At 35.6% G+C, this 12,836-nt stretch carries 13 protein-coding genes; 8 read left to right on the top strand and 5 right to left on the bottom strand.

Annotated features, from left to right (window positions below; translation table 11 throughout):
• Window positions 1-11 precede the first annotated feature (11 nt).
• Both EKM66_RS09200 and fni read left to right on the top strand, forming a co-directional pair.
• Entirely contained in the window at window positions 12-1,091 is a 1,080-nt protein-coding gene (locus EKM66_RS09200) for a phosphomevalonate kinase (protein WP_225426589.1), read from the top strand.
• Window positions 1,084-2,133, top strand: a complete 1,050-nt coding sequence (gene fni, locus EKM66_RS09195; protein WP_125763865.1) for a type 2 isopentenyl-diphosphate Delta-isomerase — start codon at window positions 1,084-1,086, stop codon at window positions 2,131-2,133. The genes EKM66_RS09200 and fni overlap by 8 nt, the downstream gene beginning before the upstream one ends.
• Here fni and EKM66_RS09190 read toward each other — a convergent pair.
• From EKM66_RS09190 to EKM66_RS09175, 4 genes are all read right to left on the bottom strand, one after another.
• On the bottom strand, window positions 2,122-3,474 hold the full coding sequence (locus tag EKM66_RS09190) for an RsmF rRNA methyltransferase first C-terminal domain-containing protein (RefSeq protein WP_125763864.1): 1,353 nt from the start codon (window positions 3,472-3,474) through the stop codon (window positions 2,122-2,124). The genes fni and EKM66_RS09190 overlap by 12 nt on opposite strands.
• A gap of 7 nt (window positions 3,475-3,481) precedes the next feature.
• Complete coding sequence (locus tag EKM66_RS09185; protein ID WP_125763862.1) at window positions 3,482-4,453, bottom strand: hypothetical protein; 972 nt, start codon at window positions 4,451-4,453, stop codon at window positions 3,482-3,484.
• 114 nt (window positions 4,454-4,567) lie between these two features.
• The gene (locus tag EKM66_RS09180) at window positions 4,568-5,329 is read right to left on the bottom strand and encodes a hypothetical protein (protein WP_125763860.1); all 762 of its coding nucleotides are present in this window, start codon (window positions 5,327-5,329) and stop codon (window positions 4,568-4,570) included.
• A 17-nt stretch (window positions 5,330-5,346) separates the two neighbouring features.
• On the bottom strand, window positions 5,347-6,378 hold the full coding sequence (locus EKM66_RS09175; protein ID WP_164505105.1) for an acyltransferase: 1,032 nt from the start codon (window positions 6,376-6,378) through the stop codon (window positions 5,347-5,349).
• Between the two features lie 147 nt (window positions 6,379-6,525).
• Between EKM66_RS09175 and lepB the strand changes: the two genes are divergently transcribed.
• The 3 genes from lepB to EKM66_RS09160 all read left to right on the top strand — a co-directional run bounded on the left by lepB (window position 6,526) and on the right by EKM66_RS09160 (window position 8,626).
• On the top strand, window positions 6,526-7,188 hold the full coding sequence (lepB, locus tag EKM66_RS09170; protein WP_125763856.1) for a signal peptidase I: 663 nt from the start codon (window positions 6,526-6,528) through the stop codon (window positions 7,186-7,188).
• A gap of 59 nt (window positions 7,189-7,247) precedes the next feature.
• Window positions 7,248-7,433, top strand: a complete 186-nt coding sequence (locus EKM66_RS09165; RefSeq protein WP_125763854.1) for an LBP_cg2779 family protein — start codon at window positions 7,248-7,250, stop codon at window positions 7,431-7,433.
• A 308-nt stretch (window positions 7,434-7,741) separates the two neighbouring features.
• Entirely contained in the window at window positions 7,742-8,626 is an 885-nt protein-coding gene (locus tag EKM66_RS09160) for a helix-turn-helix domain-containing protein (protein WP_125763852.1), read from the top strand.
• On the opposite strand, the gene EKM66_RS09155 is transcribed toward EKM66_RS09160, so the two are convergent.
• Complete coding sequence (locus EKM66_RS09155; protein WP_125763850.1) at window positions 8,616-9,239, bottom strand: TetR/AcrR family transcriptional regulator; 624 nt, start codon at window positions 9,237-9,239, stop codon at window positions 8,616-8,618. The genes EKM66_RS09160 and EKM66_RS09155 overlap by 11 nt on opposite strands.
• Window positions 9,240-9,348: 109 nt before the next feature.
• On the opposite strand from EKM66_RS09155, the gene EKM66_RS09150 reads away from it, so the two are divergent.
• From EKM66_RS09150 to EKM66_RS09145, 3 genes are all read left to right on the top strand, one after another.
• Window positions 9,349-10,050 (top strand): ABC transporter ATP-binding protein, encoded by a 702-nt coding sequence (locus tag EKM66_RS09150; protein WP_125763848.1) that lies wholly within the window; start codon window positions 9,349-9,351, stop codon window positions 10,048-10,050.
• A gap of 9 nt (window positions 10,051-10,059) precedes the next feature.
• Entirely contained in the window at window positions 10,060-10,830 is a 771-nt protein-coding gene (locus EKM66_RS12755) for a hypothetical protein (protein ID WP_225426588.1), read from the top strand.
• A gap of 83 nt (window positions 10,831-10,913) precedes the next feature.
• The gene (locus EKM66_RS09145; RefSeq protein ID WP_225426587.1) at window positions 10,914-12,611 is read left to right on the top strand and encodes an ABC transporter permease; all 1,698 of its coding nucleotides are present in this window, start codon (window positions 10,914-10,916) and stop codon (window positions 12,609-12,611) included.
• Window positions 12,612-12,836: the final 225 nt, after the last annotated feature.

Here is a 12,836-nt window from a genome sequence, read left to right as displayed (position 1 = left end):
GGTATGATATTTTGTCTACGGGAAAAGCACCTGGAAAATTATATTTAGCAGGAGAATACGCCGTTGTTGAAACAGGCTTCCCTGCTGTGATCGCATCAGTAAACCAATATGTGACTGCTCACATAACCAAATCAAAGAATGGTGGTACCATTCAATCCAAAAATCTAAACAAAGAACTTATTCACTGGGACCGGCAAGGAACGGAGCTTGTTTTTGACGATACTGAAAGTCAACTTCAATACATCCTGTCGGCCATTAATTTTGTCGAAAAGTACGCTCTAGAAAAGAATGTCAAACTAGACTACTATGACTTACTAGTAACTAGTGAACTCGATTCTAAAGATGGTAAAAAATATGGCTTGGGTTCATCTGCGGCTGTAACCGTTGCCGTTGTTAAGACACTAGGTGATTTCTATCACTTGAACTTAACAGCTATGGACGTTTACAAACTATCCGCCATCTCCCACCTTTCCGTTCAAGGAAATGGTAGTTTGGGTGATATTGCTGCCAGTGCCTTCGGTGGAATCGTTGCTTATAAATCACCCGATCGTAACTGGGTCTTTAATATGGTCAAGAATCACAGTCTTACTAAGATTCTTGAACTTAATTGGCCTGAGCTTAAAATTGAAACTTTAAAATTACCAGAAGACCTAGAATTAACCGTCGGTTGGACGGGTAGTCCAGCCTCAACCTCAATTCTAGTCGACCGTATTGCTCTATCAAAAGCTCAAAAGGTTGAAAAATACCAAAGTTTCCTTAAATCAAGTCGTCAAAACGTTGAGAACCTGATCGAGGGATTTAGAAATAACAATTCCGAACTGATCAAAGATATGATCAGCAAGTATCGTACACTTCTAGCCGACCTAGCCGACTTCAGTGATGTTCACATCGAAACAGAAATGTTGGCTCAATTGTGTGATATAGCTGAAAAACTCGGTGGAGCAGCCAAAACTTCCGGTGCCGGTGGTGGAGATTGTGGAATCGTCATCAGTGACCGTGATATGCAAGTCGAAAAACTTAAACAAGAATGGGAAAAGGTGGGTATCACTCCCCTGACCCTAAAAATTGGAGAAATAATCGCACATGCCTAAACAGGATGAACAAATTCAACGTAAAGTTGAACATTTATTTCTAGCTGAAAAATATTTTACTGACGAATCTTTTGCAGATTTCGACAGTATTCGTTTATTACACGATGCAGTACCAGAATTAAATTATCGCGATATTGATTTGAGTACAGATATTCTCGGATTCAAATCAAGTCTTCCATTTTATTTCAATGCAATCACAGGCGGATCTAAACAATCCGCCCGTTTTAATATGGAATTAGCTTCATTAGCCTCCAAGCTGAACATTCCCGTTTCTAGTGGCTCAATGGGCGTGTATTTGCGTCTACCAGAAACCGCGGATACTTTTACCCCACTTAGAGAAAACGACTCTGAGGGCTTCATAATCGCAAATGTGTCTGCTAAAGCAAATGCCGCCCAGGCACAAGAAGCCATCGACTTGATCCATGCAGATGCATTACAAGTCCATCTAAATGTGATTCAAGAAATGGCCATGCCTGAAGGTGACAAAGAATTCTTCTGGTTAGATAACATTCAAGAAATCGTCGATAAAATTAAAATTCCTGTAGTAGTCAAAGAAGTCGGATTCGGGATGTCCAAAGATACTATGGAAAAGCTGATAAATGTCGGAGTTAAATATATCGACGTTGCCGGATTCGGTGGAACTGACTTTGCTCAAATAGAAAGTGCTAGAAACCATGAAATTGACTTGACATATTTGGATCAATTCTCACTTTCCACTGTTGAATCATTGATCGAAGCACAACCAGAATTACCCAAAGCAACGATTTTTGCTTCCGGCGGTGTTCGTACACCAATGGATGTTGTTAAGGCAATTAGAATGGGTGCAGGTGCCGTTGGGATGTCAGGACTTGTCTTACACCACCTGCAAAAGTATTCGTTTGAGGAAGCAACCTTGTTTTTCGAAAGTTTTGCCAAACAAATTCAAATCATTATGGCCGTTATCGGTGCTAAAAATATCGAAGATATCAAAAAAGCTCCCATCATTTTCGATGAGAACTTAGTAAATTATGCCAAACAGAGAAAGATTGAATTACCTTCTTAATCCTTTGGGATAAACATTCTTGATTTGTTTATTACTATATCTGCCCCAGCTGAACAGCTTACCTTGATAGCTTAAACCGATCCATTTATTATCAAAACCGGGATCATTACTCAAGATAACTGATTCGCCGTGCATATATGTTTCAAACTGATCATCATCTAATTCAAATACAGATTTCAAAACAGTAGGTTCGATTGCCAATATCCATGCGATATCAGGCTCGAACCTATTTTTTTTGAATTCTCCTAGTTTCAAGCCATTACGCAAGACGTGCAGTGATTTGAAACGATTATCTAGGCTAGCAGCTTGATATAAGAAATCACTGACCTTGAACCAGTTATTTTGTGTCAAACCATTCAAATTAGTCTTAGCAAATTTTTCAACAAACTTGAATTCATCTTTGCCGATACCATTTGAGATATCTTTCTCACGTGACTTATCCGGTTCACCAGACTTAGTCATCTTACAAATAAAGTGACCTTCACCCTCAAACTGATCAGGGAACATTCTGAGAGCTTTTGTGAGCTCTGCATTACCGTGACCCCATTCTGGCTTACCATCTTCCATACCGTCATATTTTTTAATCTCATCCATCTGCATATCTGGATATTGGTTCAAGAAATAATCAATATTCTCTTCATTTTCTTCCGGAGAAAAGGTACAGGTTGAATATACTAAAGTCCCACCTGGTTTGAGAAGTTTGAAGGCAGAATCAAGTATGTGGCGCTGACGATTGGCACATTGTTCAACATATTCTAGTGACCAGTATTTAACTGACTCTGGGTCTTTACGGAACATCCCTTCACCAGAACATGGTGCATCAACTAATATTCGGTCAAAATAGCCTTCAAACTTCTTCTCAAAATCTTTAGGAGAATTATTAGTTACAACAGCATTAACAATTCCCATTCGCTCAACATTCGATGAAAGAACACGTGCACGTTTGTTGTTTATCTCATTAGTTACTAGTAAGCCTTGTCCGCCCATTTTGGTAGCAATATAAGTTGATTTACTACCTGGAGCAGCACACAAGTCTAAGACCTTATCTGTGGACTTAGGATCAAGGACCTCTGCAACATACATGGCACTTGGTTCTTGACTATACAAATATCCCGCCATATGGTCAATTGAATTACCATCAATATCACCAAAGTAGCCAACATCACTATACGGAATTGGTTCGCTTAAATCGACGTTAACATTTTTATAATTAGGTTTTAACGGATTGATACGGAAAGCATTTCGACTATCTGTCTCAATAGCAGCGAATAATTTATCTGCCCTATCACCCATTAAGTTACGATACTTCTCTTTAAAGTCATTACTTAAATCAACGTTCATAAAACTACTAATCCACCTTTTTAACAAAGAATATTTGGTAAATACCTATTAACACCGCAATAATCATCGAGCTTGCCATAAACATGTTAAATGTTTGATGACTTATAATAACGATTCTCCAATTTGCAAATGCAAATCCAATAATATAAGGCACCAATGTATAAATTAAATATCTTAATAACAATCCATTACGATAATTATTCTTCAAATCACCCGTCAAATGTGATCTGGTCAAATCAAATTTCAACGGCACAAGGATATAGAATTCCATTCCAATTGCGAGAATAAACAATAATACAATTCCAACCATATACAATTCACCGTTATTGTCCGAGCTTACATTATTAAAGTCATCACTTTGAGGACTGTACTTATGTGAACTGGTTACATGTAGAACCTTTTTGATTTTTGCATAGCTTTCTTTGGAGGATGCTGCTCTACCATCAAGAACCGTGATTACATTATTTAGTTTCAGCTTGTTTGTCGGCTGGTTCGGTGATAAAGAGATCAACGTTTGGCTATTAAGCGTCTCCGCACCGTTGAATCCAATATTACCAATTACCGAAATATAACGTTTACCAAACTTAATATACTGCTGACTCTGGGGCTTATAATTCTCGATATTTGAGTCTTTTCCCTGAACAGCAAAAGGAATTTTCGACGAAAAATCACTCTGTGAAAAATATCTTCCAGCAGTAACCGGTAGTTTATTAGCTTTCTTATGACTGTATATGAACCCCATATCGCTATTATCCTTCTCAAAAAAGATAATTTGATAACTCGATAACTTCTTTTTATCTAGTTCTTTTACAGCTGAAGTTAAGCTTTTTTTAGACTTAGTATGCAAGACAACCGCATTATCACTCATACCAAGTCGATTCATCGTATTGTTATATTTGATCGAATCACTTTTGGAAATAGAAACTCCCGTTAAAAGAACTACGATCAATATAATGACACTGGAAATAATTTTTTTCATTTTTAATAATCACCTATATTTAACGATCTGTATCTGATATCTTATTTTACACTATTAACAACAAAAACACTCGGTCCATCACGAACAGAGTGTTTCAAACCACTAATAATTATTTTATTTAACCAGATAAACTTTATCATGAACCAAATCATAGCTTGAATAAATGGAATTCAACTTATCAATTGGTCCATAATCAACAAACTCAGAGTTATCCCAAAACTTCTTGCTGTTGGTAGCACCGTATTTTTCACCAATAACTATCAGCATTAACCCGTACTCACGAATCTTTTGAAGTATATCATAATCAACAACGTCTCGATCAGGACTCCAAGCAAGAATCACATAATCTACTTGTTCGTGGTATTTGTCTATCGCTGAAAGTGCATCGAGTCCTTCAATATCAACCAGAGTATCGTGACCAGTCTTACTTTGCTTAGCCCAGCTCTTATTATCAGTACAAATTGAACTTCTACCTAGAGCTTGTAATTCCTTAGATATATAACCATTGCCAGCCATAACTTCAAGATACTTAGCATCCCCAAAGTCATCTGCCCATTCCTTCATAAAATCCTTGGTAATAGTTGCCCAGTATCCAAAACGTGTCTGGAGATAAGTTCTGAACTCACCCAAATCATGATCGAAAGTATTCAAATCCGCTGACATGGCCTGAAATTCAATCTCATCTAAACTGATATTGTTCTCTAAATAAGAAGTTATTTCTTTTTCTGACAATTGGAACTGTGGGAAATGGTACTTGGGAAGTTCATTGTTACTGAGTGCTTCACAGGCGTGTTCCATAAAATTAATTCGAGCATTAAATACTTTGCCATTAGGTAATTTTTTGGTATCCGCTCTTAAATTCTCAATGTAAGTCATACGATTCCTCCAATATTTTACGACAAAAGCTTATTTATAAATGGAATCCGATAAACTATCCAGATCACAGCTAAAGAAAATCCTGCTGCAATCAAAAATATTAACGTGAAATTCAAATCCTTAGTAAAGTTTTGTGCAATTCTAATTCCGATGCCATGTATCAAATAGACGCCATACGTTAGTGGTGCAATATATTCTACAATTCTGGCTTCTTTTGCGGATAGTGTACTACCAATCTGCTTAAAGAATAAAAAGTTTAAACTTGCTAAAAGTGGCGTCAAAATTGCTGGAGCATATCCAATAATAGGAATATTGATATTTTTGTATTTATAGTTAAGATAATTTACAAATATCATCACTACCAGGACTATGAAGCTCAATAAAATATTAACTATTGGTTTCAATCTGATCTTCTTGACCAAAGTCAAACGATAACCCAGAATAAAGTATCCTAACGACTTGGCTAAGAACATCAAACTACCCATACTATAGACATCTAATATCTTAGGCCATGGTTTGGGAAGTGATTGCGATAACACCGGTAGCAAGAAATTGGTAACAAACCAAATAATAATTGCATAATCCAATAGTTTTGTATCAGCGTGGTCAACCATCGCTTTAAGCAGCGGTGATAATAAATAGAAGCCTATTAATGGATATAAAAACCAAAATGCCTCAAATGTGGGCTTATGAAAAATCATCATCATTGTGTTCCAAATTGGTGTCCATGAAAAATGTTGGTGATCCATAAATTCAAATGTGACCAATGAAATAAATGACCACATTACATATGGAACAATGATCCTAAATAATCTTCTTCTAAAAATACGCCCAATGTTGTAAGTTCGCGGACTATTAAGTATTGCAGCGCCACTGATCATAAAAAATAATGGGACCGCAGGAGTCACGATGCAAATCATGACACTAGCAAAATTCCAGTTTTCAATATATGACATTTTGGCCAGTGCATTGGCGGTTGCATGGTTCATTATGACACCGAGCATCGCTACGATTCTAATTAAATCCCAGTATACTACCCTACTTCGCACCCTCATCCCCCCTAATGTATAACTTTTTTTCATTATACAATAAATTTTGTTTACGTTTTGGCAAAAATTTAATTGAAAACTACACATTTATTTCCAATAATTCCGAAAAAGTGTAATATTCTAAGTAGTACATGTATGAGGTGAAATATGAATAGAAATAATACAAGACGACCGCCGGAAAAAGAAGAAAGCGGCTGGAAGTTTTGGCTGCAAACCATTGCTTTAACGGCAGCAATCTATGCCGTGTTCTTTCTGCTTATGCAGTTTGTATTTTCAAACGATAAGGTTTCAGGACCGTCCATGCAGCCCACGTTTGAAAACGGTGAGAAGTTAATTGCCGTCCGACATACCAACTTAACACGTGGTGATGTCGTTGTTCTAAAAGCACCTGATGAACCTGGTTCCTTTTATATTAAGAGAATCATCGGATTACCTGGCGATACTGTTGTTTCAAAGAACAACAAAATGTACGTAAATGGCAAGAAATTTGATGAGAGCTTCTTGGATGCTGGTTCTAAGAAAAAGGAACCTGACACAAGCATCTATGCTGGCAAAGCTTACAGTTATACATATGACTTCACGCTAAGCCAACTTGCCAAAACCGCACCTGAATGGCAGCAGCGATACAGCAGTTCAACTTTGAACAAGATTCAAGACACAAACAAAGTTCCTGCTGGTTCCTACTTCGTTATGGGAGATCACAGAACAGTTTCAAAGGATAGTCGTATTATTGGCTTCATTAGTAAGAAAGCAATTGTTGGTGAAGTTAAATGGCGTTACTGGCCACTTACAAGATGGTCAACTTTTTAAAAAATACTCAATTAATTAAGTCTTAAATGATATGATGGACTTATCGGAGGTTATTATTTATGGAGAAACCAAGTATAGCTGAAACAATTATTCAATTTGAACGTGATAAGAATATGAATGATACTCAATTTGCATTTGAAAGTCACCTTTCAGTTGAGAGAATTCATAACCTAAAATCAGGTGATTACGAACCAACTGCTGATGAGAAGAAAATTATCTTGGAATACATCAAATTGCATCAATAAAATTACAACTGATTTTGATCATAGTGAGTCTTTGGACTCACTATTTTTTTGTCCTTAAATTCATATCTCTTGAGATTTATAGAGTTACAACATTACAAATATTGCATAGTCAGATTGTGGCACAAAACTAGTTTTAAACAGTTTTAGTAAATATCATTACCACACCGTTATATTCGTTGAGAAAATTAGTATAAAGATTCATAACGCTTAATTCTGGAATTACTAGTGAATTAATATTACTATATGTAATATATCGATTTTATAAAAGTTATATTTATTACTATTAGTAATATTACGGAGGTTCAAACATGCTTTTAGGACAAGTTATTCAAGATAAACGTAAATCATTGAATCTAAATCAAACAGAACTAGCTGACGGAATCTGCACACAAGCTATAATAAGCAAGATAGAAAACCAGAATATTTCGCCATCGATCAGTGTCCTAATATCGATCTGCCAAAAGTTACAATTAACATTAAATGAAGTCTTCTCAGAATTTTCTTCACTGCCCTCAAGCAATCTTTACTTAGATAAATTCAAGGACATGGACGAAGCGTTCCAGGATCACAGAACTGAATTCATTCACGATACAATCCCTGAAATAAAAGAAAGTGCCCTCCCCTCTTCGGAAAAGGCACATTTACATTTCTTATTAGCTTTAATTTCTGAATCAAATAATGACTCAGAAGAAGCTATATTTCAATTAAGCTATTCACTAGAATTGCTCAGTAATCGGAAAACATTTTGGGGTACGATTCTTTACGCTGAACTAGGCATAATCTATCACAGTAATAATCAATCCGTTAAAACCGACTATTATTTTGATTTGGCATATTCAAGTATCGATAACTTGGTGATCAATTCAAGTAGTGAATATTATTACTATCGCCGAATCATAGTCGAGATATCCGACTGGTACACGAAAAATAAGCAATACGGTCGCAGCAACATTCTAATTAATGCTGGATTGCATAAATTTCCCAAATACTTTACTGCTGAATTCACGGACACCTTATTCTACTTAAGCGCCATTAACACTCTCAACATTGATCCTATAGACTACAATAAGCTGAGTCATTCGTTAACAACTGCCATTGCCTTTGCTGAATACAATAATAATCAGCCTCTACTGGACAAAGTTAAACAGGTAATGGAGTCCCACAATATAAATGAGTTAAAGATCAAACCTTAATGGCGTTACCAAATTGATTATCAACGCCTAATAAGTCATACGGGCTTAGGTAACGTGTTTTCATAATGATATCTACGATTGTATCAACATCTTCCGGCTCGTCCTTAGATAGCCAATATTTGATAGTATCAAGCAATCCAGAAACAATTATTTCATATGCATAATCATTTGGAATTTGATTAACCATCTTGTCATTTCCTTTTTTCAAATACAATCCTTGATCAATGACCTGTCGTAGAACGTTTTTTACGCGCATTTCAAAAGTAGTTCCGGTACTTAGCATCAGAGCCTTTACCAAATCGAACTCAGAATTAACGTAGTCCATTATCGTATTGATCACCGGATATGCTTCAACGCCATCATTAACATTTTGATACTTCATTGTAGAACTCAAATTCTTATTGAGCGTCTCACTTAATTCATTCAAAATGCTGTCTTCAAAATGTTTCTCTAATGCATACTTATCCTCATAGTGAGCATAAAATGTACTGCGATTGATCTGAGCTTGTGAAGTAATATCACTGATAGTCAAATGTTCAAATCCTTTAGTCTTCATCAAATTGATGAAGGCTTTTTTTATTTTATCACCAGTTTTTGTTTGTCTTTCCAACATTTTGCCTCCTTAATCCAACACATTGTCATTTATTGATGGTTGCTGTGAAACAATCTATAGTTTAGTCTTTTATTAAAGCAACACATTGTTTATATAAGGAGATTATAACATGTCATACATCGAAGTAAAACATAGTTCTAAAATATATAAAATTAATGGTCACGACTTTTATGCGAACAACGATATTAACTTTAACTTAGATAAGGGAGAGCTTACCATTATCGTCGGTGAATCTGGTGCCGGTAAATCTACCCTACTCAATATCTTAGGTGGAATGGACTCTAGTACTAGTGGCCAACTAATAATCGACAATACAGATATATCTGATTACTCAACCAGACAAATGACAACCTATCGTCGTAAATCAGTCGGTTTTGTTTTTCAATTTTATAACCTTATCCCTAATCTGACTTCATTGGAAAATGTTGAGTTAGCTTCTCAAATCGTTCCCGATGCACTGGATCCAATCAAAGTTATGAACGATGTTGGATTAAGCGACCGTGTCGACAGTTTCCCAGCTGAATTATCTGGAGGTGAACAACAGAGAGTCTCAATTGCACGAGCTATTGCCAAGAATCCCGACTTACTGTTGTGTGACGAACCTACAGGTGCCTTAGACTACAAGACAGGCAAAAATATTTTAAAAATGCTTCAAGACTTTTGTCATAATTCACAAAAGAATGTCATCATCGTTACTCATAATGGAATGATCAAACCAATGGCTGATCATGTAATTGAATTAAGTGATGGCAAGGTAAAGCTCGACACATTGAACGTCTCCCCTACTCCCGTAGAAAAGATCGAGTGGTAGGTGAATAATATGAAAATACTAAACAAAAATATTTTAAGAGAGTTTAAATTCTCAATTGCACGATTCATATCCATTTCGATATTACTAGCCTTAGGTGTATTCATCTTGATTGGACTCAAGGTTACTGGTAACGACATGCGACAAACCGCTAATGATTACTATTCAATACATAATATGGCCGATGCTGAAATAAGAAGTAATGCCAATATATCTGAAGTTGATCAGAAAAAACTAAAAAAACTCGATCACTTAAAAGCAATCGAGTTTACCAACAGTACTGATGGTCTTATTTCGGGGTCAAACACCAGCATTAGAATTCAAGCTGAAACAACTAAGTTATCTACGAATCAACTCATATCTGGACATTTACCAAAAAATAATCATGAGATCACCTTAAATAACCGTGATAAAGGCAAATATGAAATTGGTTCATATATCACTTTGAAAAATAAGTCTGGAGACGCCACATCTGAATTAAAAAATAATAAATATAAAGTAGTCGGTTTCATCACATCATCTGACTATTTGCTAAAGCAAAACTTAGGAACAACTACCGTTGGAACCGGTCAAATAGATACATACGGTGTCGTCTCAAAATCTGCCTTTAAGTCAAACAATCCAACAGTTGCATTAATTAGTTATAACAACCTAAAAGGCTCAAGTTATTCTGATAGTTACGAAAAGCAGGTCGAAAAAAATATTTCTCAATCAGAACCCACTATTAAAAGAATGGTTCAGGATCGAAAAAAAGAATCATACAGTCTTCTTATAAAAAGATAGACGCCAAGGCTGCTCCCCTCACCGCCTTATATGGTAATCAAGCTGCATCCATCATTTCAAAAGAAAAGAATTCAGTATCAAATATGGCCAACGGCCTAACCTACACAATTAAATCAAGAAATGATTACAACTCCGGATATAATCAATTCGGAGAAGATGCCAAAAGAATCGACATTCTATCTAACACATTCCCATTGATTTTCTTTGCTGTAGCAATTCTCGTTGTGTTGATTACTATGTCTAGGATGGGTGAAGAAAAACGTCTTGAACTCGGCACACTTAGAGCTCTGGGATATACAAAATTCGATGCCATGAAAGTATTCTTACTATATGGCATCACTTCAAGCATCATTGGTACCTCAATTGGTGCATGGCTTGGGACAACATTTTTACCTAAGCGAATCTTTGAAGCATACGCCGCAAACTTTGTTATTCCAAACTTCCAAACATCACCTTCATGGTCATGGATCGGGATTTCTTTTGTAATCACCATAGCTTGTACCGTATTACCTGCTGTATATATTGCTGGAATATCGCTTAAAGAAGTCCCAGCAACCTTGATGTTACCTAAGCCACCAAAAAAAGGCTCTAAAATAATCTTAGAGAATATTCCATTTATTTGGAAGAAGCTATCATTTAACTATAAAGTTACATTGCGTAATTTGTTCAGATATAAATTCAAATCACTAATGACTATCGTTGGTGTATTAGGTTGTACGGCCTTACTTATTACTGGATTTGGTATTAAAGATTCACTGAGTGGAATCGTATCGACACAGTACAAAGACATTGTTCATTACGACATTATTGGAATGTACAACACTTCTGATAATTCCAATAATATTAAGAAATACAAGAACAAAGCTAAAAGTATAAACGGACTAGAGGGTAAAACCACAATCCATTATGAAAATGTTACTTCTAGAAATACAACAATGATCAATAACCAACAGATATCCATGATTGTACCAAAATCAGAGAATACTTTTTCAAAATATGTAACTTTGAAAAAGCCAAATACTCATAAGAAGATAGTATTATCAAACAACGGCTCTGTCATCACTCAAAAGCTTGCCAAAATAATGAACGTCTCAGTTGGTGACAAGATGACCATTAAAGATTCAGTTGGAAACAAATATCGTATAAAAGTATCTGCTATTACGGAAATGTACGCTGGACATGATATATATATGAACTCTAACTATTATTCAAAAGTTTTTGGTAAATCTGTTGTATACAATTCAATTATGATTAGGTTAAAGAATCGTTCAGCGTCAAATATTGACGCTGTCTCAAGACAACTAACCAAACAACATGCTTCAACTACTGTTATACAATCTGACGATGCCAAACAAACCATCAATAATATTTTAAATGGACTTAATAATTTGGTGTTAATTATCATTATCGCCGCTTCATTACTTGCCTTCGTTGTTTTATTCACACTAACTAATATCAATGTATCCGAAAGAATTCGTGAATTATCTACAATTAAAGTCCTAGGATTCTATCCAATGGAAGTAGTAATGTACATCTATCGTGAGACGTTCATTCTAACGTTAATTGGCATCATTCTAGGGTATATCGGTGGAACGCAGCTTCATAACTACATCATGCAAACACTCCCACCCGAAACCGCAATGGCAGATATGACATTGTTCTGGTCAAACTTTGCCCTATCAGTATCAATGACTATTGCCTTCTCAATTATTGTAATGATGTTTATGGCGAGGAAAATAAGAAATGTTGACATGCTTGGTGCTTTGAAATCCGTCGACTAAACAAGTTTAACCCAAAGAAATCTCGTATTTACTTAGTAAATGTGAGATTTTTTGTAGTTAACAAAATAAGTTGTTTTGAGTCGCATGTTTACGCGGGAAGCTCAGTTACATACATAGTTAAACAACAACTTCTTTATCCTAATTCTATACTCCAACATATCAAAATAAAAAGCAACAAAGTAGTTAATTTAAGAACTATATACTAATTATTTGTATAGGAGAATA

The organism is Companilactobacillus hulinensis, from assembly GCF_003946555.1.
Lineage (GTDB): Bacteria > Bacillota > Bacilli > Lactobacillales > Lactobacillaceae > Companilactobacillus > Companilactobacillus hulinensis.
The sequence above is the reverse complement of the archived record's forward strand: the minus strand, read 5'-3'. Positions and strand labels throughout refer to the sequence as shown.